The organism is Aegicerativicinus sediminis, assembly GCF_015476115.1.
GTDB classification, from domain to species: Bacteria; Bacteroidota; Bacteroidia; order Flavobacteriales; family Flavobacteriaceae; genus Aegicerativicinus; species Aegicerativicinus sediminis.
The window spans coordinates 3,655,350-3,681,104 of record NZ_CP064295.1 but is presented as its reverse complement, the minus strand read 5'-3'; the positions used below and the strand labels follow the sequence as shown (position 1 = coordinate 3,681,104).

The following is a 25,755-nucleotide window of genomic DNA, read 5'->3' as shown; positions in this document are numbered from 1 at the left end:
TTTCATGTCTGCAGAAACCAAGTATACCGAAGAAAACATACGTTCTCTTGATTGGAAAGAGCATATCCGTATGAGGCCCGGTATGTATATTGGTAAGTTGGGGGATGGTTCTTCCCCTGACGATGGGATTTATATTCTGGTAAAAGAAGTCCTCGACAACTCCATAGATGAATATGTCATGGGGGCCGGAAAGACGATAGAAGTTTCAATTCAGGGCAATCGGGTTATTGTGCGCGATTATGGTAGGGGTATCCCACTTGGGAAAGTTGTGGACGTTGTTTCAAAGATGAATACTGGAGGAAAGTACGATACCAGAGCCTTCAAAAAATCGGTTGGTCTCAATGGTGTTGGTACTAAAGCTGTAAACGCACTTTCTAATTATTTTAGGGTAGAATCTACAAGGGATGGGCAATCAGCGTCTGCAGAATTTGAACGTGGAGATTTAACCAACCAGGATTTGCTCAATGACACTTCTAGAAGAAAAGGAACCAAGGTAACCTTTATACCTGATGAATCTATTTTCAAGAATTACAAATTCAGAAATGAATATGTAGAGAAAATGCTCAAAAACTATGTGTACCTCAACCCAGGTTTGACAATAGTTTTTAACGGCGAAAAATTCTACAGTGAAAATGGTCTGAAAGACCTTTTGAACGAAAACATTAACGATAGCGACAAGCTGTATCCGATTATCCATCTTAGGGGATCAGATATAGAAGTAGCTATGACCCATCACAAAACACAGTATAGTGAAGAATATTATTCTTTTGTTAATGGGCAAAACACTACCCAGGGAGGTACACATTTGGCTGCATTCAGAGAAGCTATTGTACGGACGATCCGTGAGTATTACAACAAAAATTACGATGCTTCAGATGTAAGAAAATCAATTGTGGCGGCTATTTCCATTAAAGTGATGGAGCCAGTTTTTGAAAGTCAAACCAAAACTAAGCTAGGCTCAACAGATATGGGAGGTGATTTGCCTACCGTTAGGACCTATATTAATGATTTTGTAAAAACATATTTAGACAATTACCTGCATAAAAATCCTGAAGCAGCGGATAAATTACAACGTAAAATAATCCAGGCGGAGCGTGAACGCAAGGAACTTTCAGGTATTAGAAAGTTGGCACGTGAACGGGCCAAAAAGGCTAGCCTCCACAATAAAAAATTAAGAGACTGCAGGGTTCATTTTAATGACACAAAGAATGAAAGGAATTTAGAATCCACACTTTTTATTACTGAGGGGGATTCTGCTTCTGGTAGTATTACTAAATCTCGTGATGTTAATACGCAGGCTGTTTTTAGTTTAAGAGGTAAGCCATTGAATTCTTATGGAATGAGCAAGAAGATTGTTTATGAAAATGAGGAATTCAATTTATTGCAAGCAGCTCTAAACATTGAAGAATCCATGGAGGATTTACGCTACAACAATATTGTTATAGCGACAGATGCCGATGTTGATGGTATGCATATTAGGTTGCTATTAATTACTTTCTTCCTACAGTTTTTCCCTGAATTGATTAAAGAGGGGCATTTGTATATCTTACAGACACCATTATTCAGGGTGCGAAATAAGAAAGAGACAATTTATTGTTACACTGACGAAGAACGGCGTAATGCTATTGCTAAATTAAAGCCAAAACCAGAAATAACCAGATTTAAAGGTCTTGGTGAAATATCGCCTGATGAATTTAAACATTTCATTGGCGAAGATATGCGTCTAGATCCGGTAATGTTAGATAAAGAAATGTCGATTGAAGAGTTGTTGGAATTTTATATGGGAAAAAACACTCCAGACAGGCAAGAATTCATAATTAATAACCTTAAAGTTGAGCTCGATTTAATTGAAGAATTAAATGAGAACTAACAATGGAAAGGTAAAGAATATCATAATTTCGGTCTATTTTATTCTAATAGTCCTAGCGCTAGTCTTAGCGACGGTTTTTAGGGCTTTTAGGGATGTAACCGAAAATTCTTTTTTAACTTTTATACTAATTGCTGCCGGATTTGCTGTCGCCTTTATAGTTGTTCACAGTATTTCAAAATATTTTGAATACGATAGCGATGGCTTAAAGGTGATTGTCATTAATAGAGGTCTATTGCTTTCCGATTATTGCAATTATCGAGAGCATGTAGTCGAATTTGAAAAGGAAGATCTGGTTGCTTTTAAAATTAAGGATTACATAATTTATAAGCGTTTAACATTAAATATAAGGTTAGAAGATGGTTCGAAAAAATGGGAATATTTTAATGTAACCTTAGTTCCAAAGAGGAAATTGAAATTTATTAAGCAATCATTAAGCAAAATGATTAAATATAACATTAAAGCGAGAAATAGTTAATGGAGGAGATGGAAGACCCAATGAACGAAGGGCAAGAACAGCATGAGACAATAACCCGTGTTACGGGAATGTATAAGGATTGGTTTTTAGATTATGCGTCCTATGTTATCTTAGAAAGGGCTGTGCCAGCTATTGAAGACGGTTTTAAACCTGTTCAGAGACGAATAATGCATTCCATGAAAAATCTGGATGATGGCAGGTATAATAAGGTGGCAAATATCGTCGGTCATACTATGCAATACCATCCTCATGGAGATGCAAGTATTGCTGATGCAATGGTGCAGATTGGGCAGAAGGATTTGTTAATTGATACCCAAGGAAACTGGGGGAATATCCTTACAGGGGATAGTGCTGCAGCTTCCCGTTATATAGAAGCTAGGCTCTCTAAATTTGCTTTGGATGTTGTATTCAATGCTAAAGTAACAGATTGGCAAGCGAGTTATGATGGACGAAATAAAGAGCCTATACATCTACCTGTTAAATTTCCTTTATTATTGGCTCAAGGCGGGGAAGGAATCGCGGTAGGTTTAAGCACAAAAATTCTCCCGCACAATTTTCTTGAGTTAATAGATGCTTCAATTAAGCATTTACAAGGAAAGAAATTCAAGATTTTTCCAGATTTCCCAACTGCTGGAATTGCAGATTTCAGCAATTATAATGATGGTCTTAGAGGTGGCAGAATTAGAATACGCGCAAGGATTACTGCGAGAGATAAGAGTACCCTTGTAATAAGTGAAATTCCCTATGGTACCAATACATCCTCTTTAATAGATTCTATTTTAAAGGCTAATGACAAGGGGAAAATAAAAATTAAAAAGATAGAGGATAATACAGCTGCTGATGTTGAAATTTTGGTGCATTTACCACCAAATATTTCACCAGATAAAACGATTGATGCCTTGTATGCATTCACTGCCTGCGAATCATCGATTTCTCCATTAGGATGCGTTATCGAGGATAATAAGCCTTTATTTATTGGAGTTTCTGAAATGCTCAGACGATCTACGGACCATACCGTGGAATTGCTTAAAAAGGAATTGGAGATACAGTTAGGTGAATTGGAAGACCAATGGCATTTCGCATCTCTTGAACGCATTTTTATTGAAAATAGGATTTACCGAGATATAGAGGAAGAGGAAACTTGGGAAGGTGTTATACAGGCAATTGATAAAGGTTTGCAACCGCATATCCAGAATCTAAAGCGAGCGGTTACAGAAGAGGACATTGTTCGACTCACAGAAATACGAATTAAACGAATTTCTAAATTCGATATAGATAAAGCACAACAAAAAATTGATGCTCTCGAAGCACAAATTGCTGAGGTAAAGCATCATTTGGCACACTTAATTGATTATGCGATTGCATATTTTGAGAGGCTTAAGAAAGATTATGGTGCCGGAAAAGAAAGGCAAACAGAAATTCGTTTATTTGATGATGTAGATGCCACCAAAGTGGTTATTCGCAATACGAAGTTGTATGTAAATAGGGAGGAAGGCTTTATTGGCACTTCCTTAAAACGGGATGAATATGTTTGTGATTGTAGTGATATAGATGATATTATTGTCTTCACCAGGGAAGGTAATATGATGGTTACTAAGGTTGACGCAAAGACATTTGTCGGCAAGGATATCATTCACGTGGCGGTATTCAAGAAAAAAGATAAACGTACCATTTACAACCTAATTTATAGAGATGGCAAAAAGGGGCCTTCTTATGTGAAGAGGTTTAATGTTACCTCAATAACAAGAGATAGGGAATACCCGGTTACCTATGGTTCAGCAGGTTCAACAGTTTGGTATTTTTCCGCCAATCCTAATGGTGAAGCCGAAGTTGTTACTGTGTTCTTAAGACAGGTAGGAAATATCAAAAAATTAAAATGGGATCTAGATTTTGCTGATGTAATTATTAAAGGTCGCTCTGCAAAGGGAAATTTGGTAACCAAATACTCGGTAAAAAAGGTTGAATTAAAAGAAAAAGGTATTTCAACCCTAAAACCTCGCAAGATTTGGTTTGATGAAACAGTAAGGCGTCTAAATGTCGATGATAGGGGAGAATTGCTTGGAGAATTTAGAGGTGAGGATCGATTGCTTATTATAAACCAATCAGGTATTATAAAAACAATTTTACCTGAATTAACTACAAGATTTGATGACGATATGGTTGTATTGGAGAAATGGGTGCCCAAAAAGCCTATTTCAGCAATCTATTATGATGGAGAAAAAGACCGATACTATGTAAAAAGATTTCTTGTTGAAAATGAAAACAAGGAAGAATCATTTATTTCAGACCACGCTGATTCTCGGCTTGAAATTGTTTCAACGGAATGGAAGCCTATGGTAGAGGTTGTTTTTGTAAAGGAAAGAGGAAAGGAGCGTAAGGATAATATGGAGGTAAATCTTGAAGAATTTATTGCTATTAAGGGAATTGGCGCATTAGGTAACCAATTGACTAAAGACAAAATTCTTCAGATAAATGCTTTAGAGCCCCTACCTTATGAGGCACCGGAGGAAGTACATGCTGATGAGATTGAAGTTGTTGAAGAAGAAACGGTTGAAATTGAGCTTAATCCAGAAATAACTAATAAACCTTCTAAAGAAACCGATTCTGGTGACGATAATGGAACAACTGACGACCAAGGTCAGATTACCTTATTTTAGTTAGATCAATCGATATCTACTATTTTGTAGGCTGTCCCTCTTTCAGTTCGTAACGGTTTATTTTCGGGCTTTATTGCAAGTTTATATTCGAAAGTGTAAGAGGTGTCGGTGGTGCTAATTATTTTAAAGTGAATTGCCTGCTCTTCCGCTCTAGATTTAGGGCTTTTAGCCCGTTGAATGAATTCACAAGCATTTATCCATTTAATAGAAGCAGTGTCATTGCCCTGCTCTAAATAATCGATATTTAAATCCGCCGTACGCTTAAAAACAGATGTTTCTTCCTTTCCGTCTATGCTATAAGTGAATTTAAAGGTGCCTGTTTTGTAATCTTCGCAATTGCGTTCTGTTTTATAGCATGAACAGAAAATTAGTGGAATAAGGAATAAAACTCTTTTGAGCATTGAATTTAGCTTTGGATTTAATTTTCACAAAGATATTAAGAGGAATGATTAAAATTTTTAAAAGTTCCATCCTTATAAAAAATCACGATTCTTTCAATCTCTTTTTCAGAGGTGCTATCTCCGTTTATATTAATTATAGGATTTTCTTTAACAGGAGGTGGAGGTTCTTGTTTTAAAACATTTTTGGAGCCGTCAATTTTTTGTTCGATTTTTTCAGCCGGAGGGAATTGACCTTTACCATTTAACAACCAATACAATTCAACTTCTGGATAGGCCGAAAGAATCTTCATAATAAAATCTAAACTTGGCTTATTTCTTCCAGAAAGAATATGGGATATACTTGAACGTTGCACGCCGACCTTTTCCGAGAAAGAGGAGGCGGTTTCACCGTAATGTTGAATAATTATTTCAAGTCTTTTTGAGAATTTATCGCTGTTTATCATTGTAAACAAATTTGGAGCAATTATTTACGTTACAAATGTAAAAATTCTATAAGTAATATCAGTATCATTCTTTTAAAAATAATAATTCATATAAAGTTTCAGTTCATGTATACACTTTCAAAATACTGAAATACATGTATTTAAGAATATAAATATTAATATGCGATCAAAAATCAATTTATTTGTTCACATTTGTAATATTTAAAGTAAACACCACGCTAAAAATGTTTACAGCAGTATCATTTTGCTGTTTACAGATGTAAAATTTTATATGGTTACATTTGTAAAATCAAATAGACTGAAGTGGGTGAAACTTTTCATGGATGGTTTGTAAAATGGCGTGAAAATCGATTGGAGGGTCGTTACATTACCAATGATCATATTGAACCAATTATTAAATATCTCCCTGAGACTTTTAGGATTGAAATTATAGGAAAGTCTGTTTTAGGAAGGGATGTCTATAGTGTTACTTTCGGCGATGGTCCGCTAAAAATATTAATGTGGTCTCAAATGCACGGTAATGAATCTACTACGACAAAAGCTGTTTTCGATTTAATTAACACAATAATTAATGAAAATGATGAATGGCTTAAGGAGATTTTAGTAAAGGTTACGATTAAGATTATTCCAATACTTAACCCTGATGGTGCTAATGCCTATACCCGTGTTAATGCGAATAATGTAGACCTAAATAGGGACGCCCAAGACCTTACCCAGCCCGAAAGTATTATGCTTAGAAATGAATTTAACAAATTTAAGCCGTCTATTTGCTTGAATCTTCACGGCCAGCGTACCATCTTTGGTGCTGGTAATCAGGGCAAAGCGGCCACGGTTTCATTTTTGGCTCCAACTCAAGACCATGTAAGGTCAATCACTCCAAATAGGAAGGTCGCGATGCAGTTAATCAATGAGATGCGGCAATCCTTAGAACAAATAATCCCCTCACAAATTGGTGTTTATGAGGATAGCTTTAATTTAAACTGTGTGGGAGATACATTTCAACATTTGGGTGTGCCGACAATACTTTTTGAGGCGGGTCATTTTAGTGGTGATTATCAGAGAGAATATACACGATATTTAATTTATCATAGTTATATGGTTCTTCTTCAATCAGTTGTAACAAATTCTTATTTAAATGATAATTCTTCAAAGTATTTTGAGATCCCTCAAAATGAAAAATGTTTCTTTGATATAATTGTTCGAAATGTTTCAATTTTTAATAATGGTTCGAATGAAGTGATTGATGTTGCCATTCAATATGAAGAAATGTTGCAAGATTCTGATATTCAATTTATTCCTAAGATAGCGGCTCTGAAAAAATTAAATGAATTTCATGGTCATAAAGAATTGAATGCCGATAGTTCGCCTATTTCCAAGGTTTTTGGCAAGGCTGTTTTTGAGGGTGATATTGTATATAATATTTTATTGAATAATGAGGATTTATCATTAAGTCCTGAAAAAAATTAATTATTCTCTCTTTTTCGTTAAAGAAAAAGCTCTATTTTTGCTTTTAATCTAATCAATTTAAAATATGGCAAAATTCAAATTGGATGAAGTCGATCACCAGATATTGGACATGTTAATCGACAACACCCGAATCCCTTTTACTGATATTGCAAAAAAATTGGTGATTTCTGCTGGTACGGTGCATGTGAGAGTGAAAAAAATGGAAGAAGCGGGAATAATTCAGGGATCCTCACTGACCTTAGATTATAAAAAGTTGGGGTATTCCTTTATCGCCTATGTTGGAATTTTTCTCCAGAATACATCCCAGACCAAATTCGTATTAGAAAGGATAAATCAAATACCATATGTTACGGTTGCCCATATTACTACGGGAAAATTCAATATTTTCTGTAAGATTAGAGCAAGAGACACAAACCATGCAAAAAATGTAATTTTCATGCTTGATGATATAGATGGGGTTTATAGAACCGAAACCATGATTTCTTTGGAAGAAAGCATAAATGATAAAAAACGTTTAATGCATACAATTTTTAATGAATTGTAATTACATGCATTACCAACCAATAAATAGAAGCCTTCAACTTGAAGGCTTTTTTATTTTGTTTTCACTTTCTCAAAAAAGTCGAAAGATTCTAATATTAGGGAGTTTTCTACCAAACAATCTAGCTTAATTTCTCCTAGGCGTTCCAATAAAGCGAATAGAATCTTGCCGTGTTCATTTTTCTTATCATGTTTCAATAAGTTGATAATGATATCAATATCTGTGGGGTTAAAACTGACAGAATCGTATTGTTTGTTTAATACGGCAACTATATCCATTAGGTCTTCCTCAGACAAATGGTTTAAGCGATGCGATAGATAACTTTCGAGAATCATTCCTATAGCTATAGCTTCACCATGTAGAAGTGAAAGTTTATTTTCATTCTTTAGGAAGTAAGATTCAATTGCATGCCCTAGGGTATGTCCAAAATTCAACATTTTTCTTAACCCTCTTTCGTTTGGATCTTGAGTGACTACATCAAATTTAATTTCTATGGATTCTCTGATGGGTACGTTTAATGAATCAGGGCTTAAATCTTGTAGGCTTTTACATGAATTCCAATAATTTCGATCCTTTATAAGTCCGTGTTTAAGCATTTCAGAAAGTCCAGATCTCATTTCCAATTGAGGTAAGGTCATTAAAAATTCAGTATCAACCAAAACCATATCACCATTTGAAATTACCCCAACCTGGTTCTTCAGTGTGCCTAAGTCAACACCAGTTTTGCCTCCTACTGATGCATCCACCATGGAAAGTAAGGTAGTAGGTACATTTACGTAAGGAAGTCCTCTCTTAAAGGTACATGCCACGAATCCCCCTAAATCTGTGACTACACCTCCTCCTAAATTAATCAAGAGGCTTTTTCTGTCGGCATTTAGTTCGGCAAGTGCATTCCAGACTCCAACGCAAGTGTCAATTGTTTTGTTTTCTTCCCCATCCTCAATTTCAATTATTTCAATAGGTACTTCGGTTTCGATTTTAGATAGAAATCGCGGCAGACAATATTCGTGTGTATTTGTGTCTACAAGCAAAAAAATTATTGAAGGTTTTAATGATTTAAGGTGTTGATTTAGTTTAACATAACCTTCTTCATTGAAATGCACGCTATAAGTGTCATCTACGATGGGTTTCATCATGAGGGGGTAATCAATTATTCGGTTCGAAATTAAACTAAAATGATAAAAAAATGCCCTATAATCAGTAATTTTGTCCTTAATTTTTTCAGAATTGAAACAGAATTTATTTGAAAATACTGAAATCGCTTTTCAATTAAAAAGCGATTCTGAACTAGAGCGGGCCTTTTTCCTTTTTAAAATGATATCCTCAGAACCGCTCGTGAAAATTGGAACAGCAGCAACTAATTTTGCGATAAAGGCACATTTGCCAATTGAGGGTTTGATAAGATCAACAGTTTTCGATCATTTTTGTGGTGGAGTTAATGAAAAAGACTGTATTCCAGTTATTGACAACATGTATGAATGCGGTGTGAGCTCGGTGCTTGATTTTTCAGTTGAAGGAAAAGAGGAGGAAGCATTTTTTGAAGGTGCAAAAAATAAAACTTTAGAAATTATAAAGTTTGCCGATGAAAAACCTGCCATGCCAATTGCAGTATTTAAACCAACTGGATTCGGTAAGCTAAAATTGTATGAGAAAATTGGTAAAAAAGAAGAGCTTACTTATAAAGAAAAGCAAGAATGGGAAAAAGTTGTTGCTAGGTATCATGCTGTTTGTAAATTAGGTAAAGAGCGAGACGTAGAGGTGCTAATCGATGCTGAGGAAAGTTGGATGCAAGATGCTGCCGATGATTTGGTTGAGGAAATGATGAAAACTTATAATACCGAGGTCCCTATCGTATACAATACTCTACAACTTTATAGGAAAGACCGTCTCGAATATTTGAAAAGGCTTCATAAGCGCGCAAAGGAAGGCAATTTTAAGATTGGAATAAAGATTGTCCGTGGTGCCTATATGGAAAAGGAACGAGAACGAGCCAAAGAAATGAATTATCCTTCTCCAATTTGTGACACCAAGCAGGATACTGATGTTAATTTCAACGAAACCATGGAGTACATTTTTTCCAATTTAGAGGATATTTCTCTTTTTATCGGAACACATAACGAGCAAAGTTCCTATTTGGCAATGGAGCTTATGGAAAAACTTAATATTTCTAAAAGTGATAATAGGGTTTGGTTTGGTCAGTTGTACGGAATGAGCGATCATATTAGTTTTAATTTGGCTTCAGAGGGATATAATGTGGCAAAATATGTTCCATTTGGGCCCGTAAAAGACGTGATGCCATACCTTATTCGTCGGGCAGAAGAAAATACCTCGGTTGCAGGCCAAACAAGTCGCGAATTAAGTTTGTTAAAAAAGGAGAGAAAGAGAAGAAAGCTTTAGTCCTTTCTTTGATTGTCCAAAATATCGTATTTGGAATTGATTGAAATGTATTCTGGAATTAGGCGTTTCATTTCGCCGACAATTTCAAGGTGATTAAATGTTTCAATTTTATTTAGAAAGCTTTCAATTTCAAAAACTAGATTGTCTTTGTTCAAAGTAGCCTTTTGGACAGTAAATAACCTACCACTATTAGTTGCAAACTTTATTGCCTTACCGTAATCCAATTCTTCATGAATTTTTTCACCCGGTCTGAGACCGACAATTTGGATGTCTATATCATCCATTGAAAGGTTCAACGTTTTCAAGATTTTCTTTGCTAAATCTAAAATCAAAATGGGTCTACCCATTTCAATTAGGAAAATTTGTGAATTCTGTGAGTATGCGGCCGCTTCTAGCACCAATTGTACGGATTCCTTCGGCCCTAAAAAATAGCGGGTTGCCTCTTTATGGGTCACGGTTATTGGACCGCCTTTGGCAATTTGCCTTCTAAAAATAGGAATAACAGATCCAGAACTTCCTATTACATTGCCAAAACGCGTGGTTATGAAAATAGTATTATCCAAATCATTCATTCCTTGTATATAAAGTTCTCCTAATCTTTTAGTTGCTCCCATTACACTAGAAGGGTTGATAGCTTTATCCGAGGAAATAAAAACAAACTTTTTCACCCCAAATTGGATCGATAGGTCTACAATAATTTTAGTTCCCAAAACATTTACACTTACTGCTTCGTAAGGATTCTCTTCCATAAGCGTTACATGTTTATAGGCTGCTGCATGAAAAACTATTTCCGGGTGAAAACGTTCGAATAACTGCTGCATACGAGACTGATTCCGTATATCCGTTAAGAAAACTGCAAAATCCTTAAAGTTTAAAGAATTTAATTCTTGTACCATTTCAAAAATTCCACTCTCAGAATTGTCAACTAAGATTATCAGTTTAGGGTGGAATTCCATTAGTTGTTGAACAATATTCTGCCCGATAGATCCGGCTGCACCCGAAACCAAGATTGTTTTGTGGGAATAGGTATCTTGGAGGAAATTTTGATCTATCTCAATTTCAGTTTTACCGAGTAGTTGGGAATAGTTTATAACTTCGGTAAGCGCATGAGGATATTTTATGTTATTAGGATTTTCCATTAACCAAAAAATTGAAGAACCCTATCAATTACCCTATCTTGATCTGTTTCAGATAAATTGGATCCGCTTGGCAAACATAAGCCGTTTTGGTGAAGGAAAAGTGAATTTCCATTAAGAAATGAAGGGGAATTAAGATATGGTCTTTGAGTGTGGAGAGGAGTCCAGTTTTGTCTTGCCTCAATATTATCTCCTTCTAGATATGCAATTAGTTGATTTCTTTCGTCTTCATTTCGAACTAGAACTGAAGTAAGCCATCGATTAGAATAATGGCCAGTTGTTTCTGGTTGAAATCTAAGCGGGGTCCGTTTTTCTAGTTCATTTTTGTAGTTATTAAAAATTTTTCGTCTTTTCGAGACTCTTTTATCTAAATCCGTTAATTGAGAATTCCCCAATGAAGCTAGAATATTAGACATTCTATAATTATACCCAATAGAGTCGTGGCTAAATCCTGTAGATGAGGTTTTAGCCTGTGTGGCAAGGTGTAAAGCGTGTTTTTTTTCTGATTTAGTATTTGTGATTAAAGCACCCCCAGAAGAAGTGGTAATTATCTTATTTCCATTAAAGGAAAGAATTCCAAAATCCCCAATTTTCCCACATTCATTATTTTTATAACTACTTCCTAAAGCTTCTGCTGCGTCTTCAATTATTGGTATATCATATTCTTTACCAATTTCTAATATCCTATCCGCCTGAAATGGCATACCGTAAATATGAACTCCAATAATGGCCTTAGGCTTTATTCCAGCCTTAAGGGTTTTAATTACGGCGTCCTCAAGTAGATTAGGACACATGTTCCAACTGTCCAATTCACTATCAATAAAGATGGGTTCTGCACCACAATAGGAAATTGGGTTTGCAGTTGCAATGTATGTATTGGTTTGGCAAATGATTTTATCACCATTGGTTACGCCAATTAGTTTTAAGGCTAAATGAATAGCACTTGTACCGCTATTAAGTACTAAGAGGGATTTATTAGTATTTAATTTATTCTGAAGATTGTTTTCAAATAAATCGATTTGCTCTCCAAAAGGAGCAAGCCAGCCGGATGTTATGGCCTTTTGAACATATTCTATTTCCAACCCGTTAAGATGAGGTGGAGACAAGTATATGCGTTGATTCATTTAGATGTAAATCTGCAAATTCAGGTCCAATTTCTTGAACTTCATTATAAATACCTTTCTGGGATATCACTGTAATAAAGGTAAGGCAAAGGATTTTGAAATCGAGCAGATAATTAATTTTTCTGGTATAAAACACATCATACTTGAATTTTCGTTCCCAAGACAAAAGGTTTCTACCGTTAACTTGCGCTAGACCAGTAATCCCTGGTTTAACATCATGTCGATGTTTTTGAAAGTGAGTGTAATAACCAAGATTGACCGGAAGTAGGGGACGAGGCCCAATTAGACTCATTTCTCCACGAACTACATTGTATAGTTGCGGCAATTCATCCAAAGAATATTTCCTTAAAAAATAACCTAGTAGAGTAATTCTTTTGTTGTCATCAATGACATTTCCATCTTCATCGAACTTATCTTTCATAGTTCTGAATTTCACCATTGTAAAAGGCTTTCCATTTTTACCTGCACGCTTTTGAAAAAAGAAAGGTTTGCCTCCGTGTTCCACATATAGGGCTAAAATTAAAAGCAGAAGAATAGGGGAGGCTGCCAAAATTCCAATTCCCGAAAGCAACAAATCAAGTGTTGGTTTAACAAATCGTTTATACATAAATCGACATTGCAATTAATTAAAATTGTACGGGAGAATAAAAAGGTGTAGCTATTAAGGCTTGGAAAGATACGACAGAATAAGCTTTAAATTGTGCTGAATGGTGTTAAAAAATAGCTTTAATACTAATCAATTTTTGGTTCAATAGCCAAATAATGTGCAACAGAATCGCAATTTTGAACCTGTAAAATATATAATTTATCCTTTAGGTGGTTTTCAATAAGGTAAGTGTTGCAACTGTCTTTGCCAATCTTACTATTACTAAAATCTACTTTTCCACCTACTAGAAACTTCCTAAGTTCTGTAGAATCTAGCTTAAGTGAATTAAAACTCTCCATAAAAACTTCAGAATAATAGGGTTTTTTAATGGCAATATTTTTAATGGTCCTAGAATTAGGCCCATAATCGCATGAAGTTTTTTTACCACCTAAAAAAACAGCTAATAAGATTAAGCCAACTGAAAATCCACCTAGATAATACCCAAGTCGGGTTATGAATTTCATTTATTAAAAAATCAAGAGGTTTACATCGCGGTATTTCAGATCAAACCAATCGGCAACGGATTTGCTTGTTAAAATACCGTGGTAAAAATACAATCCATTTTTTAAACCTCTATCAAAACGAATAGCATTTTCAATTCCCCCGTCATCACCAATCTTAATAAGATAAGGCGTAAATATATTGCTTATAGAAACACTAGCGGATCTTGAGTATCTCGCAGGAATGTTAGGGACGCAATAATGGATGACACCATTATGCTCGAATGTTGGATGTGAATGGGTAGTAACCTCACTTGTTTCAAAACAACCACCCATATCTATACTTACATCGATGATAACGGCTCCTTTTTTCATATTGTTTACCATCGATTCATTGACCAAAATGGGAGCTCTATTTGTCCCTCTTACCGCACCAATTGCAACATCACAACGTTTCAGAGCCTTAACGAGATTTTTGGGTTGAATAGTAGATGTATAAACTGATCTCCCAAGATAAGATTGTATACACCTAAGCCTGGTTATGGAATTATCGAAAATTTTCACGTTTGCACCAATCCCTATTGCGGCCCTTGCAGCAGATTCTCCAACGGTTCCTGCACCTATAATGACAACTTCTGTTGGAGGTACACCGCTAATATTGCCGAACATAAGGCCGTTTCCACCATTTACATTAGATAATAATTCCGATGCAATTAAGATTGATGCGGTTCCAGCAATTTCACTTAAGGACCTTACCGCAGGATAAGCACCATCTTCATCTTTAATGAACTCGAATGCAATTGCCGTAATTCTTTTGGATGCAAGAGCCTCAAAATATTTTTTATTCTGGGTTTTGAGTTGAAGTGCAGATATTATTAAAGATTGTGGATTGATCAACTTTATTTCTTCTAAGGAAGGAGGTTCCACCTTTAATATTGTAGGGCAAGAATATACTTTTGCTTTATCGTTTGTAACCTCAGCACCGGCTTCAGAATAGTCCTTGTCGTTGAACTTAGCACCTTCTCCTGCGCCTGCCTCTACCATTACCCTATGTCCGTGGGAAACTAAGGCTGAAACGGCGTCAGGGGTTAAGCAAACTCTTGTTTCTTGGAAATGGGTTTCTTTAGGTATGCCTATGAATAATTCGCCTTTCCTCCTAAGAATTTCTAAAGTCTCCTCCTGCGGCATTAATTCCGATTTGGAGAATGGGGACATTGATTTGCTCATCCAGTAGTTGATTGGAAAATCAAATTACAACTAATTTTTTAAATTTTCGCTATTTAGAAGTAGTCACTTAGCTTGCCAAACAATCCTTTTGGACTCACCTTAAATTCTTCCTCCAATTCCTCCATCGATTTATGGGCATCATTCACTTCGTTAAACATTTTTGCCCTTATCAAATAAATAGAAGGAATAATTAAAGCCATCAATGGAACCAAGTAAATCAATTGAAATTCGTCAAAATATTCCATATCCGAATTTATGGTTCCAAATAATTGATAAACAAACATTGTAATAGGTACTAAAAGAGCATGATACCACCAATGACGACAAGTAAAGAACCAAACAAATAATAATAGCAGCGGAATCAATTTCATTGCAATCGCCCAGACTGCCACCTGTACATCTTGATAAAAATTACTTTGATAAGTGAAAAGGAACGTTTCCCAACTAGGTTGGGCAGGGATATATTCGTATAGATAAAACAAAAAGGGAGTAGCGGCAATAAAAGTTGCAACTAAACTCCCTTTAAAAAGATTTTTGTTAACTAACTTATTATCCGCATGGGGGGATTCTAAGTTTAGCTTTTTCGATTTTAGTAATTGATTGTCCATTGAGGTCAATTATGTTTGTAGCCTGAGCCGCAAACAACATACCGCCAAAGATCGCAATCGCTAGTACGTACTTTTTAGTTTTCATAATTTCAAGGGATTTAATTAATTAATTATAACTCAAAGTTAGGCCTGATATGGCCCTATTTAAGTTAAAGAAATGTTAAAAAAACCCTCGAAACCCCCGTATTCATTACGGTTTTTCCGTACTTCCTAACAATGGCTTAGCGGGAAGTTGTCTAATTTTTTAATAAAAATTTCGCTGCTCCATAAGGTTATTACTGGTTAAATTCATGTTCAAGCTCAATTTGAGGCTTCTGTCATCATTATCTGAGGGGAATAATGTGATTACATCAACTTTTTCTGGTAAAAGGTGAAGAACTTTTTCTGGCCATTCGATAAAAATTACATCGTCAGGATTAAGGTATTCTTCAAACCCCATATCCAAAGCTTCTTCAACCGATTTTAATCGGTACAGATCAAAATGATATATAAGGGAATCCTCGCCTTGATATTCATTTACTATAGAATAAGTGGGGCTGCTAACATCATCCGGGCTGCCTAATTCCTTAACTAAGGCTTTAATTAGAGTGGTCTTGCCGGCACCCATTTCGCCATAAAAAAGGACCACATTGGATGAAAATTTTTCAACCAGCGTAGAGGCTATTTTCTGTATTTCGTGGATGTTGTAGGTTAGTTCCATCAAAAGTTGATTTGACTTTCGAAAACAAAAGTAATTAGAAAAGATTGAAAATCCTAGAAAAAAGTGTATTTCATCGGATTTTTGTGCATTACACGGATTATTTTGGACTCATTACGACGAAAGGAATGATCATTTCCTCTAATGAGATGCCTCCGTGTTGGTACGTATTCTTATAATAGCTGACATAATGATTAAAATTATTGGGGTAGGCGAGGAATTTGTCATCTTTTGCAAAAATGAAAGAGCTACTCATGTTTATGGAAGGTAGATGAACAGCTTTAGGGTCTTTAACGGCCATTACATCCCGATCTTCATAAGTTAAACTCCTTCCTGTCTTATAACGTAAGTTTAGGCTAGTATCCCTATCTCCAATAACCTTAGTTGGTGTTTTTACATTTATTGTTCCGTGGTCTGTGGTGATTAATAATTTAAACCCTCCTAGTTGAGCTTGCTGAATCATTTCTAAAAGAGGAGAATTTTTAAACCAGCTTAAAGTTAGGGATCGGTAGGCCTTGTCGTTAGAAGCCAATTCCTTTACAACTTCCATTTCTGTTTTGCTGTGGGAAAGCATATCAACGAAATTATATACAATAACACTTAAGTCGTTATTTTTCAACGATTTAAAGTTATCAACTAATTTCTTTCCAGACTTTAAATTGGTGATTTTATGATACTCCCATTTTAAATCCCTTAGTCCCAACCTCTTAAATTGTGTATTTAAAAAGTCTGCCTCATGAAGGTTTTTACCGCCCTCATCCGTATCGTTTTTCCAAAATTGCGGAAATAATTTATTCATATCAGAGGGCATCAATCCACTGAAAATTGCATTTCTGGCATATTGGGTCGCAGTTGGAAGTATACTATAATATGATATTTCTTTTTGCTTTTTGAAGTAGGTGGATATAATGGGTTCAAACACCTTCCATTGGTCATATCTCAAATTGTCAATGACTATCAAAATTGTGGGTTGATCACCTAATTCAGGAATTATTTTTTCCTTAAATAGGGTATGGGACATGATAGGCCCTTTATCTCCGTCGAACCATTTTGGATAGTTTTTTTCTATGAATTTGCCAAACTGCTGATTAGCCTCAATTTTTTGGGATTCCAGAATTTCTGTCATTCCAATATCTTCTATGTCTTCAAGTTGAATTTCCCAATAGATTAATCTTTGGTACATTTCAGCCCAACCTTCAAAGGAGTTTACCATTGCCATGTCCATAGCAATTTTCCTGAATTCCTGTTGATAATCCGAAGTAGTCTTTTCAGAAACCAATCTCGACAAATCTAAATTCTTCTTTAAACTCAAAAGGATCTGGTTAGGATTAACTGGCTTAATTAAGTAATCAGCAATTTTGCTTCCAATTGCTTCCTCCATAATGTATTCTTCTTCACTTTTTGTAATCATTACAATAGGAAGATTGGCCTTCTTTTCCTTAATTTCACTTAGGGTTTCCAATCCTGTTAAACCTGGCATATTTTCATCAAGGAAAACAATGTCAAATGGTTTTTCATCAATAATTTCCAATGCTTCCATTCCGCTTTGACATGTTGTGACTTTATAATTCTTTTTTTCCAAGAAAAGAATATGGGGTTTCAACAGGTCTATTTCATCATCTACCCAAAGGATATTTATATTGTTCATGTATATTTGTTTCTTTATTTAAAGGATTTAAGTTCCACTTGAAGAAAAGCAATAAACTTAAGATATTCAACGATCCAATTTACGGATTTATTACTATTCCAAATTCTCTCATCTTTGACCTAATTGAACATCCTTATTTTCAAAGGTTACGAAGAATTTCTCAAATGGGACTTTCATATATGGTTTATCCAGGGGCGCATCATACGAGATTTCATCATGCCCTCGGAAGTATGCATTTGATGCAGAAAGCGGTTAATGTGCTGCGATTCAAAGGTGTTGAAATAAATTCCAAGGAGGAGAAGGCATTGTACACTGCTATTTTATTGCATGATATTGGACATGGTCCTTTTTCTCATGCCATGGAACATAGCATTGTTAAGAACGTCTCACACGAACAGATTTCATTAAAATTCATGCAATCTTTAGATGAGAATTTTAACGGAAATTTAACCATGGCCATACAAATATTTCAAGGGGTTTACCCTCGACGGTTTATGTGTCAATTGATTTCTAGTCAAATTGATATGGACCGATCCGATTACCTAAAACGTGATAGTTTTTATACAGGTGTATCCGAAGGTAATGTCAATTCAGAAAGATTGATAACCATGTTAAATGTCCGTAATGACGAATTGGTGGTTGAGGAAAAGGGAATATATAGTATTGAAAAGTTTTTAGTTGCAAGGCGTTTTATGTATTGGCAGGTATATTTACATAAAACAAGCCTAGTTGCAGAACAGCTTATTGTCAAAGTGCTGAAAAGGGCAAAGGATTTAATTTCTAATAATACAAAATTGCCTGCAAGTTCTGCTTTGACTTATTTTTTGGAGAACACAATCACCCTTGAAAATTTTGATGAAAGTAAACTAGAATTGTTTGCTCGATTAGATGATTACGATTTGATAATGGCATTGAAGCAATGGCAAAATCATGATGATTTCGTTTTATGTACCCTTAGTAAAATGATAATTAATAGAGATCTGTTGAAAATTAAATTCAAATCGAAACCTATAAAGAAAGAATCCCTTGATTCCAAATTAAAAGCATTCCAAAAGTTAAATAATCTCACGTTGGAGGAATCGGAATACTTTGTTTTTGAGGGAAATATATCCAATCAGGCCTATCAACATAGAAAAGAGGAAATAATGATTTTAAAGAAATCAGGCAAAGTTGTGCCTATTAATAAGGTGTCTGAACAATTCGATTTTAATATATCCTCTTTAAGCAAGGAAACGGTAAAATATTATATCTGTTATCCCAAGGAAATACATTAGCGCATTTTTTCTATTTTTGCGTATCGTTAAAATCGTTGATAAACGGTTTCAATTGCCTCTAAACTTAAATGGACAGACTATTAAGCAATGATGTTTGGTAGCCTCATTTAATATTTTGGACTTAGCAATTTAACGAACAAAAACTAGTAGCACGGGTGAAATTTACAGCCACACAAATAGCGGGCCTTCTTGATGGAGATATTGTGGGTGATCCAGATGTAGAAGTGTCTAAACTATCTAAGATAGAGGAGGGTACAGAAGGGTCATTAACATTTCTTTCCAATCCAAAATACACCCCCTATATTTATTCGACCAACGCATCGATTACCATAGTTAATAAGACTTTTAAGTCGGAAAATCATATTAAAACTACTCTAATAAAGGTTCAGGATGCTTACAAATCGTTTTCAAAACTACTTGAATATTATAACCAAGTAAAATTGAATAAGAATGGAATTGAGCAACCCTGCTTTATTTCAGAATCTGCAAATTGTGGCGAAAATATTTATGTTGGAGCTTTTAGTTATATAGGAGAAAATGTCACATTGGCGGACAACGTAAAGATATTTCCCAATTCATACATTGGAGACAATGTCAAGATTGGGGAAAATTCAATAATTTTTAGTGGAGCTAAAATTTATAGTGATTGTGTAATTGGGTCTAATTGTGTATTAAACTCTGGTGTAATTGTTGGTGCGGACGGATTTGGATTTGCCCCCGATTCTAATGGTGAATACAATAAAATTCCACAAACTGGTAACGTTGTTATTGAAGATAATGTTGATATCGGGGCAGGAACAACTATCGATAGGGCAACTTTAGGATCAACAATAATTAGGAAAGGTGTGAAACTGGATAATCAAATTCAGATCGCACATAATGTGGAAATTGGTAAAAACACAGTTATTGCTGCCCAGACAGGCATAGCCGGGTCCACAAAAATTGGTGAAAATTGTCAAATTGGTGGGCAAGTAGGTATTGTCGGGCACATTACTATTGGTAATAATGTAAAGATACAGGCCCAATCAGGAATAAACAGGAATGTAAAGGACGGTGAAGTGTTACAGGGATCACCTGCATTAGCATATAAAGATTATAGTAAGTCATATGTTCATTTTAAAAATTTACCCAAATTGGTAAATCATATAAACGAAATAGATAAAAAAGTAAATGGCGATAATTAAAACTGACGTCAAACAGAAAACCATAAAAGAACGTGTAACCCTACAAGGTGTAGGATTGCATACAGGAAGGGACGTTAAATTAACTTTTTGTCCAGCACCTCCAAATTCAGGTTTTGCCTTTAAAAGAATTGATTTGGAAGGCTCACCTACAATAGAGGCTGATGCTAATTATGTTTCTAATACAACCCGTGGGACGTGTTTGGAAAAAAATGGTGTGACAATTCAAACATCAGAGCATGTTTTGGCTGCCTTGGTTGGGTTAGATCTGGATAATGTTATTATGGAGCTGGATGCTGCTGAGCCTCCAATTATGGATGGTTCCTCTAAGTTTTTCGTGGAAGCATTGGAAAAAGCAGGAGTAGAAGAACAATGTGATTTTAGGGAAGAATTCGTTGTTAATGAGGTTATCTCCTATTCTGACGATAATAATGGTAGTGAATTAATTGTTATGCCTGCAAAGGATTATCAAGTAACTACTATGGTGGATTTTGGCACCAAGGTTTTAGGGACCCAAAATGCCACTTTGAATGATATTTCTGAATTTAAAGACCAAATAGCGGATTCACGTACTTTTAGCTTTTTGCATGAGCTTGAGATGCTCTTGGAAAATGGTTTGATTAAAGGAGGTGATTTAAATAATGCCATTGTCTATGTAGACAAGGAATTATCTCCTGCCACAATGGATAAATTGCGGAAAGCATTCAAAAAAGAGGCTATTGCAGTTAAACCAAATGGTATTTTAGATAATCTAACACTTCATCATCCGAATGAAGCTGCAAGGCATAAATTACTAGATGTTATAGGTGATTTGGCATTGGTCGGAATTAAAATACGTGGGAAAATTATAGCTAACAAACCTGGTCATTTGGTAAATACCCAATTTGCCAAAAAGCTTTCAAAAATTGTCAAGAACGAAAGGAGGAACAATACCCCAAATATAGATTTGAATGCAGATCCTTTGATGGATGTTAATCAGATTATGGCAATGTTGCCTCATAGGCCACCTTTTTTATTGCTAGATAAAATATTTGAACTTTCAGATTCTCACGTCATCGGAACTAAAAATGTCACGATGAATGAGCCGTTTTTTGTAGGGCATTTTCCGGGAGCTCCTGTTATGCCCGGAGTGTTAATAGTTGAAGCTATGGCACAAACAGGAGGGATACTTGTATTGAGCACTGTTCCGGATCCAGAAAATTACCTGACTTTCTTTATGAAAATTGATAAGGTAAAATTCAAACAAAAGGTTATGCCAGGAGATACGCTTATTTTCAAGTGTGACTTAATTACTCCTATACGTAGGGGTATTTGCCATATGCAAGGGTATGCTTATGCTAATGGAAGATTATGTGCTGAAGCGGAGCTTATGGCCCAAATAACCAAAGTAAAATAAACTTATGAATCAACCTTTAGCTTACGTACATCCAGGCGCAAAAATTGCTAAGAATGTTGTAATTGAACCTTTTGCCACTATCCATAATAATGTGAAAATTGGTGAAGGATCTTGGATTGGAAGTAATGTTACCATTATGGAAGGTGCTCGGATCGGTAAAAATTGTAATATTTTTCCAGGTGCAGTAATTTCGGCAATCCCCCAAGATCTAAAATATAACGATGAAGATACAACTGTAGAAATTGGTGATAATACTACTATTAGGGAGTGTGTAACCATCAACAGAGGAACGACAGACAAAATGAAAACCGTAATTGGAAATAATTGTCTCATTATGGCCTATTGCCACATAGCACATGATTGCATAGTTGGTAATAATTGTATTTTCTCTAACAATAGTACTTTGGCTGGCCATATAACAGTAGGCGACTATGTCGTATTGGCTGGTATGACTGCGGTACACCAATTCTGCTCAATAGGAAACCATGCATTTGTTACAGGAGGTTCCTTGGTGAGAAAGGATGTTCCTCCTTATGTTAAGGCTGCTCGTGAACCATTATCCTATGTTGGGATCAATTCTGTGGGATTGCGAAGAAGAGGGTTTTCAGCAGATAAAATCCGTGAAATACAAGACATTTATAGAATCTTATACCAAAAAAATTATAATAATACTCAAGCTTCAGAAATAATAGAGGCAGAGATGGAGGCTACTCCAGAACGCGATGAAATACTACAGTTTATACGAAATTCTCATCGCGGAATTATGAAAGGCTACTTTAAATCTAATTAATTTATGGCAAATACATCAGATATCAGAAATGGATTATGTATCCGTTACAACAATGATATTTATAAGATTGTTGAATTTTTACATGTAAAACCGGGAAAAGGACCTGCTTTTGTTCGTACAAAACTAAAAAGTGTAACCACAGGTAAAGTACTTGATAACACATTTTCTGCAGGGCATAAAATTGAAGATGTTCGGGTTGAGACGCACCAATTTCAGTATTTATATAATGATGGTGAGTTCTACCATTTTATGAATACCGAAGATTATACACAAATTCGATTACTTGAATCTGCATTAGACAGTCCAGGTTTAATGAAGGAAGGAGAAATGGTTACAATTATCATTAATACAGAGGATAATATGCCACTGTCTGTTGAGATGCCAGCAAGCGTAATCTTAGAAGTTACCCATACTGAACCAGGTGTTAGAGGAAATACTGCTACAAATGCTACCAAACCTGCGACTGTAGAAACTGGAGCTGAGGTTAACGTTCCATTGTTTATTAATGTTGGAGACAAGATTAAAATCGAAACAGAAAAAGGAACTTATAAAGAGCGGGTAAAAGAATAAATCATTTGAAATTCCCAAGAACCCATACCTTAGAAGAGATATCAGAACTCATAAATTGTGGGTATGTTGGTTCTGGTGACTTTCCAGTATTTGGCATGAATGAAATTCATGTTGTAGAACCAGGAGATATTGTTTTTGTAGATCATCCAAAATATTACGATAAAGCATTAAATTCTGCTGCAACCGTAGTTTTAATAAACAAAGATGTTGATTGCCCTGACGGTAAAGCTCTATTGATTAGTGATGATCCTTTTAGGGATTTCAATAAATTGTTGAGGCATTTTAGACCATTTCAAAGAAGTACGTCTTCAATTTCTCAAACGGCCTCAATCGGAGAGGGTACAATTATTCAACCAAATTGTTTTATAGGAAATAATGTTGTTATTGGCAAAAATTGTCTAATACATTCCAATGTCAGTATTTATGACCATACCATAATTGGGGATAATGTCACCATACATGCAGGAACTGTACTTGGTGCCAATGGTTTTTATTACAAAAAGAGACCTGAGGGATTTGATAGACTCGAATCTGCAGGAAGGGTAGTCATTGAAAATAATGTTGAAATTGGAGCATCCTGCACGATTGATAGAGGAGTAACCGCCGATACAACAATAGGAGAGGGGTCTAAGCTAGATAACCAAATACAAATTGGACATGACACCTTAATAGGAAAAAAATGCTTGATAGCTTCTCAAACAGGAATCGCAGGTTGTGTTGTAATTGAAGACAATGTTACCATTTGGGGGCAAGTAGGAACTACAAGTGGAATCACTATTGAATCCGGAGCAGTTATTTTAGCCCAGGCAGGAGTCACAAAAAGTGTGAAATCTAAGGTTTATTGGGGTACACCGGCCCAAGAATCCAAAGGTTATCTTAAAGATTTGGCATATATTAAACAGGTAAAAGGCCTTATGTCTGAAATTAAGGAGCTTAAAAAACGAATTCAAGATATTAACAAATAGTAGTATTTAAGTGTCAATTATCCTTTAACAAAAGATGCTAAAGTTTTAAATTTGTACACTTTTAAAATTTGACAAGAAATAATGAGTGTTTTAGTAAACAAGGATTCAAAAATAATTGTACAAGGTTTCACAGGTAGCGAAGGTACATTCCACGCAGAACAAATGATTGAATATGGAACCAATGTGGTTGGAGGTGTAACTCCAGGAAAAGGTGGTCAATCCCACTTAAACAAACCTGTTTTCAATACCGTTAAGGAGGCAGTAGAAGAGGTTGGTGCGGATACCACTATTATTTTTGTTCCACCTGCATTTGCTGCTGATGCCATAATGGAGGCTGCAGAGGCCGGAATAAAAGTAATAATTACAATTACTGAGGGTATTCCTGTAGCGGATATGATTAAGGCATTCGATTATATTAAAAAATATGATTGCCGATTAATTGGTCCTAATTGCCCTGGAGTTATTACTCCAGGAGAAGCTAAAGTAGGTATTATGCCAGGTTTTGTATTCAAAAAAGGTAAAGTGGGTATTGTTTCAAAGTCTGGGACACTTACTTACGAAGCTGCTGACCAAGTTGTAAAAGAAGGATTAGGCATCACAACTGCGATTGGTATTGGTGGTGACCCAATTATTGGAACAACAACGAGAGAAGCAATTGAATTGTTGATTAATGATGATGAGACAGAAGCTGTCGTTATGATTGGTGAAATTGGCGGTCAATTAGAAGGAGACGCTGCACGTTGGTATAAAGAATCTGGAAGCAAAAAACCTGTTATCGGTTTTATTGCTGGAGAAACTGCACCTGCAGGTAGAACCATGGGTCACGCCGGAGCTATCGTAGGGGGTAAAGATGATACTGCACAAGCAAAGAAAAAAATAATGAGAGAATGTGGAATCCATGTGGTAGATTCTCCAGCTGAAATTGGTAAAAAAGTAGCAGAAGTACTGGGATAATTCTCAAAAAATAAGTTAAAGACCTCACAATTTCATGTGGGGTTTTTTAGTTCTTATCACATGCTATTGTATATTTGAAACTAACTAATCATTACATATATGAAACTGCTAGAAGGAAAAACAGCAATTGTAACCGGAGCAAGTAGAGGAATAGGTAAAGGTATTGCTCAAACCTTTGCAGAGCATGGAGCTAATGTAGCATTTACATATAGCTCGTCAGAGGCTGCAGCGTTAGAATTGGAAGGAGAACTTACTGCACTTGGCGTTAAGGCAAAAGCTTATAAAAGTGATGCTGCCAATTTTGCTCAGGCCCAAGAGTTGGCCGATGAAGTATTAAAAGAATTTGGCAGCATAGATATTCTTGTGAATAATGCAGGGATAACTAAAGATAATTTACTAATGCGTATTAGTGAGGAAGATTTTGATAAGGTCATTGAAGTAAATCTTAAATCAGTTTTTAATATGACCAAGGCTGTACAACGTACAATGTTGAAACAACGTAAAGGATCTATTATTAATATGAGTTCTGTGGTTGGTGTGAAGGGTAATGCAGGTCAGACAAATTATGCCGCTTCTAAAGCTGGTATTATAGGTTTTTCAAAATCCGTTGCCTTAGAGCTGGGTTCCAGAAATATAAGAAGCAATGTTATAGCGCCTGGCTTTATTGAAACTGAAATGACGGCTAAATTAGATGAAAAAACAGTTCAATCTTGGAGGGATGCCATTCCTTTAAAACGTGGAGGTTCACCAGTAGATATTGCAAATGCATGTGTTTTCCTTGCAAGCGACATGAGTGCATACATTACCGGTCAGACCCTTAATGTTGATGGCGGAATGCTTACATAATA

The 25,755-nt window shown here is 35.6% G+C and carries 25 protein-coding genes; 14 read left to right on the top strand and 11 right to left on the bottom strand.

The genetic code is table 11. From position 1 onward, the window contains the following. The first annotated feature begins 4 nt into the window (after positions 1-4). From ISU00_RS15800 to ISU00_RS15790, 3 genes are read left to right on the top strand one after another with little or no spacing between them, the layout of a single operon-like run. Entirely contained in the window at positions 5-1,870 is a 1,866-nt protein-coding gene (locus ISU00_RS15800; protein ID WP_228851642.1) for a DNA topoisomerase IV subunit B, read from the top strand. Next, positions 1,860-2,345 (top strand): MYG1 family protein, encoded by a 486-nt coding sequence (locus ISU00_RS15795; RefSeq protein WP_228851641.1) that lies wholly within the window; start codon positions 1,860-1,862, stop codon positions 2,343-2,345. Before ISU00_RS15800 ends, ISU00_RS15795 begins: the two co-directional genes overlap by 11 nt. Beyond that, positions 2,345-5,002 (top strand): DNA gyrase/topoisomerase IV subunit A, encoded by a 2,658-nt coding sequence (locus ISU00_RS15790; protein WP_228851640.1) that lies wholly within the window; start codon positions 2,345-2,347, stop codon positions 5,000-5,002. Before ISU00_RS15795 ends, ISU00_RS15790 begins: the two co-directional genes overlap by 1 nt. A 5-nt stretch (positions 5,003-5,007) precedes the next feature. On the opposite strand, the gene ISU00_RS15785 is transcribed toward ISU00_RS15790, so the two are convergent. Both ISU00_RS15785 and ISU00_RS15780 read right to left on the bottom strand, forming a co-directional pair. Then, a complete protein-coding gene (locus ISU00_RS15785) occupies positions 5,008-5,403 on the bottom strand; it encodes a hypothetical protein (RefSeq protein ID WP_228851639.1) in 396 nt (131 codons plus the stop codon). Positions 5,404-5,438: 35 nt separating this feature from the next. Further along, entirely contained in the window at positions 5,439-5,846 is a 408-nt protein-coding gene (locus ISU00_RS15780; protein ID WP_228851638.1) for a helix-turn-helix domain-containing protein, read from the bottom strand. 303 nt (positions 5,847-6,149) lie between these two features. Between ISU00_RS15780 and ISU00_RS15775 the strand changes: the two genes are divergently transcribed. Beyond that, on the top strand, positions 6,150-7,313 hold the full coding sequence (locus ISU00_RS15775; protein WP_228851637.1) for a M14 family zinc carboxypeptidase: 1,164 nt from the start codon (positions 6,150-6,152) through the stop codon (positions 7,311-7,313). 64 nt (positions 7,314-7,377) lie between these two features. After that, on the top strand, positions 7,378-7,857 hold the full coding sequence (locus ISU00_RS15770; RefSeq protein ID WP_228851636.1) for an Lrp/AsnC family transcriptional regulator: 480 nt from the start codon (positions 7,378-7,380) through the stop codon (positions 7,855-7,857). A gap of 50 nt (positions 7,858-7,907) precedes the next feature. On the opposite strand, the gene aroB is transcribed toward ISU00_RS15770, so the two are convergent. Further along, the gene (gene aroB / locus ISU00_RS15765) at positions 7,908-8,987 is read right to left on the bottom strand and encodes a 3-dehydroquinate synthase (RefSeq protein ID WP_228853747.1); all 1,080 of its coding nucleotides are present in this window, start codon (positions 8,985-8,987) and stop codon (positions 7,908-7,910) included. Positions 8,988-9,081: 94 nt separating this feature from the next. On the opposite strand from aroB, the gene ISU00_RS15760 reads away from it, so the two are divergent. Continuing rightward, complete coding sequence (locus tag ISU00_RS15760; RefSeq protein WP_228851635.1) at positions 9,082-10,251, top strand: proline dehydrogenase family protein; 1,170 nt, start codon at positions 9,082-9,084, stop codon at positions 10,249-10,251. Here ISU00_RS15760 and ISU00_RS15755 read toward each other — a convergent pair. The 8 genes from ISU00_RS15755 to porX all read right to left on the bottom strand — a co-directional run bounded on the left by ISU00_RS15755 (position 10,248) and on the right by porX (position 17,777). Next, positions 10,248-11,390: an SDR family NAD(P)-dependent oxidoreductase gene (locus tag ISU00_RS15755; RefSeq protein ID WP_228851634.1), complete on the bottom strand. Its 1,143-nt coding sequence runs from the start codon at positions 11,388-11,390 to the stop codon at positions 10,248-10,250. The two genes, ISU00_RS15760 and ISU00_RS15755, sit on opposite strands and share 4 nt — an antisense overlap. After that, the gene (locus ISU00_RS15750) at positions 11,390-12,511 is read right to left on the bottom strand and encodes a DegT/DnrJ/EryC1/StrS family aminotransferase (protein ID WP_228851633.1); all 1,122 of its coding nucleotides are present in this window, start codon (positions 12,509-12,511) and stop codon (positions 11,390-11,392) included. The genes ISU00_RS15755 and ISU00_RS15750 overlap by 1 nt, the downstream gene beginning before the upstream one ends. Then, a complete protein-coding gene (locus ISU00_RS15745; protein ID WP_228851632.1) occupies positions 12,474-13,118 on the bottom strand; it encodes a sugar transferase in 645 nt (214 codons plus the stop codon). The genes ISU00_RS15750 and ISU00_RS15745 overlap by 38 nt, the downstream gene beginning before the upstream one ends. A 125-nt stretch (positions 13,119-13,243) precedes the next feature. Continuing rightward, positions 13,244-13,621: a hypothetical protein gene (locus ISU00_RS15740; protein WP_228851631.1), complete on the bottom strand. Its 378-nt coding sequence runs from the start codon at positions 13,619-13,621 to the stop codon at positions 13,244-13,246. A 3-nt stretch (positions 13,622-13,624) separates the two neighbouring features. Next, the gene (locus tag ISU00_RS15735; RefSeq protein WP_228851630.1) at positions 13,625-14,824 is read right to left on the bottom strand and encodes an alanine dehydrogenase; all 1,200 of its coding nucleotides are present in this window, start codon (positions 14,822-14,824) and stop codon (positions 13,625-13,627) included. A 53-nt stretch (positions 14,825-14,877) separates the two neighbouring features. Then, the gene (locus ISU00_RS15730; RefSeq protein ID WP_228851629.1) at positions 14,878-15,432 is read right to left on the bottom strand and encodes a hypothetical protein; all 555 of its coding nucleotides are present in this window, start codon (positions 15,430-15,432) and stop codon (positions 14,878-14,880) included. A gap of 244 nt (positions 15,433-15,676) precedes the next feature. Then, positions 15,677-16,132, bottom strand: a complete 456-nt coding sequence (gene tsaE / locus ISU00_RS15725; protein WP_228851628.1) for a tRNA (adenosine(37)-N6)-threonylcarbamoyltransferase complex ATPase subunit type 1 TsaE — start codon at positions 16,130-16,132, stop codon at positions 15,677-15,679. 97 nt (positions 16,133-16,229) lie between these two features. After that, complete coding sequence (gene porX, locus ISU00_RS15720; protein ID WP_228851627.1) at positions 16,230-17,777, bottom strand: T9SS response regulator signal transducer PorX; 1,548 nt, start codon at positions 17,775-17,777, stop codon at positions 16,230-16,232. A 38-nt stretch (positions 17,778-17,815) separates the two neighbouring features. Here porX and ISU00_RS15715 point away from each other — a divergent pair, with 38 nt between their 5' ends. The 8 genes from ISU00_RS15715 to fabG all read left to right on the top strand — a co-directional run bounded on the left by ISU00_RS15715 (position 17,816) and on the right by fabG (position 25,753). Beyond that, a complete protein-coding gene (locus tag ISU00_RS15715; protein WP_228851626.1) occupies positions 17,816-19,051 on the top strand; it encodes an HD domain-containing protein in 1,236 nt (411 codons plus the stop codon). Between the two features lie 155 nt (positions 19,052-19,206). Then, positions 19,207-20,235: a UDP-3-O-(3-hydroxymyristoyl)glucosamine N-acyltransferase gene (gene lpxD, locus ISU00_RS15710; RefSeq protein WP_228851625.1), complete on the top strand. Its 1,029-nt coding sequence runs from the start codon at positions 19,207-19,209 to the stop codon at positions 20,233-20,235. Continuing rightward, a complete protein-coding gene (locus tag ISU00_RS15705; RefSeq protein WP_228851624.1) occupies positions 20,222-21,628 on the top strand; it encodes a bifunctional UDP-3-O-[3-hydroxymyristoyl] N-acetylglucosamine deacetylase/3-hydroxyacyl-ACP dehydratase in 1,407 nt (468 codons plus the stop codon). The genes lpxD and ISU00_RS15705 overlap by 14 nt, the downstream gene beginning before the upstream one ends. A gap of 4 nt (positions 21,629-21,632) precedes the next feature. Continuing rightward, positions 21,633-22,418, top strand: a complete 786-nt coding sequence (lpxA, locus tag ISU00_RS15700; protein ID WP_228851623.1) for an acyl-ACP--UDP-N-acetylglucosamine O-acyltransferase — start codon at positions 21,633-21,635, stop codon at positions 22,416-22,418. A gap of 3 nt (positions 22,419-22,421) precedes the next feature. After that, the gene (efp, locus tag ISU00_RS15695) at positions 22,422-22,988 is read left to right on the top strand and encodes an elongation factor P (RefSeq protein ID WP_228851622.1); all 567 of its coding nucleotides are present in this window, start codon (positions 22,422-22,424) and stop codon (positions 22,986-22,988) included. Between the two features lie 5 nt (positions 22,989-22,993). Then, positions 22,994-23,953, top strand: coding sequence for a UDP-3-O-(3-hydroxymyristoyl)glucosamine N-acyltransferase (locus ISU00_RS15690; RefSeq protein WP_228851621.1), 960 nt, complete (start codon positions 22,994-22,996; stop codon positions 23,951-23,953). An 81-nt stretch (positions 23,954-24,034) separates the two neighbouring features. Continuing rightward, positions 24,035-24,907, top strand: coding sequence for a succinate--CoA ligase subunit alpha (gene sucD, locus ISU00_RS15685; protein ID WP_228851620.1), 873 nt, complete (start codon positions 24,035-24,037; stop codon positions 24,905-24,907). A 99-nt stretch (positions 24,908-25,006) separates the two neighbouring features. Then, positions 25,007-25,753 (top strand): 3-oxoacyl-[acyl-carrier-protein] reductase, encoded by a 747-nt coding sequence (gene fabG, locus ISU00_RS15680; protein ID WP_228851619.1) that lies wholly within the window; start codon positions 25,007-25,009, stop codon positions 25,751-25,753. Positions 25,754-25,755: the final 2 nt, after the last annotated feature.

What these genes read in the sequence shown, in the direction of transcription:
- ISU00_RS15800 (WP_228851642.1), top strand. Translation starts at nt 5, where the DNA reads ATGTCTGCAGAAACCAAGTATACCGAAGAAAACATACGTTCTCTTGAT.
- ISU00_RS15795 (WP_228851641.1), top strand. Translation starts at nt 1,860, where the DNA reads ATGAGAACTAACAATGGAAAGGTAAAGAATATCATAATTTCGGTCTAT.
- ISU00_RS15790 (WP_228851640.1), top strand. Translation starts at nt 2,345, where the DNA reads ATGGAGGAGATGGAAGACCCAATGAACGAAGGGCAAGAACAGCATGAG.
- ISU00_RS15785 (WP_228851639.1), bottom strand. Translation starts at nt 5,403, where the DNA reads ATGCTCAAAAGAGTTTTATTCCTTATTCCACTAATTTTCTGTTCATGC.
- ISU00_RS15780 (WP_228851638.1), bottom strand. Translation starts at nt 5,846, where the DNA reads ATGATAAACAGCGATAAATTCTCAAAAAGACTTGAAATAATTATTCAA.
- ISU00_RS15770 (WP_228851636.1), top strand. Translation starts at nt 7,378, where the DNA reads ATGGCAAAATTCAAATTGGATGAAGTCGATCACCAGATATTGGACATG.
- aroB (WP_228853747.1), bottom strand. Translation starts at nt 8,987, where the DNA reads ATGAAACCCATCGTAGATGACACTTATAGCGTGCATTTCAATGAAGAA.
- ISU00_RS15755 (WP_228851634.1), bottom strand. Translation starts at nt 11,390, where the DNA reads ATGGAAAATCCTAATAACATAAAATATCCTCATGCGCTTACCGAAGTT.
- ISU00_RS15750 (WP_228851633.1), bottom strand. Translation starts at nt 12,511, where the DNA reads ATGAATCAACGCATATACTTGTCTCCACCTCATCTTAACGGGTTGGAA.
- ISU00_RS15745 (WP_228851632.1), bottom strand. Translation starts at nt 13,118, where the DNA reads ATGTATAAACGATTTGTTAAACCAACACTTGATTTGTTGCTTTCGGGA.
- ISU00_RS15740 (WP_228851631.1), bottom strand. Translation starts at nt 13,621, where the DNA reads ATGAAATTCATAACCCGACTTGGGTATTATCTAGGTGGATTTTCAGTT.
- ISU00_RS15735 (WP_228851630.1), bottom strand. Translation starts at nt 14,824, where the DNA reads ATGAGCAAATCAATGTCCCCATTCTCCAAATCGGAATTAATGCCGCAG.
- ISU00_RS15730 (WP_228851629.1), bottom strand. Translation starts at nt 15,432, where the DNA reads ATGGACAATCAATTACTAAAATCGAAAAAGCTAAACTTAGAATCCCCC.
- tsaE (WP_228851628.1), bottom strand. Translation starts at nt 16,132, where the DNA reads ATGGAACTAACCTACAACATCCACGAAATACAGAAAATAGCCTCTACG.
- porX (WP_228851627.1), bottom strand. Translation starts at nt 17,777, where the DNA reads ATGAACAATATAAATATCCTTTGGGTAGATGATGAAATAGACCTGTTG.
- ISU00_RS15705 (WP_228851624.1), top strand. Translation starts at nt 20,222, where the DNA reads ATGGCGATAATTAAAACTGACGTCAAACAGAAAACCATAAAAGAACGT.
- lpxA (WP_228851623.1), top strand. Translation starts at nt 21,633, where the DNA reads ATGAATCAACCTTTAGCTTACGTACATCCAGGCGCAAAAATTGCTAAG.
- efp (WP_228851622.1), top strand. Translation starts at nt 22,422, where the DNA reads ATGGCAAATACATCAGATATCAGAAATGGATTATGTATCCGTTACAAC.
- sucD (WP_228851620.1), top strand. Translation starts at nt 24,035, where the DNA reads ATGAGTGTTTTAGTAAACAAGGATTCAAAAATAATTGTACAAGGTTTC.
- fabG (WP_228851619.1), top strand. Translation starts at nt 25,007, where the DNA reads ATGAAACTGCTAGAAGGAAAAACAGCAATTGTAACCGGAGCAAGTAGA.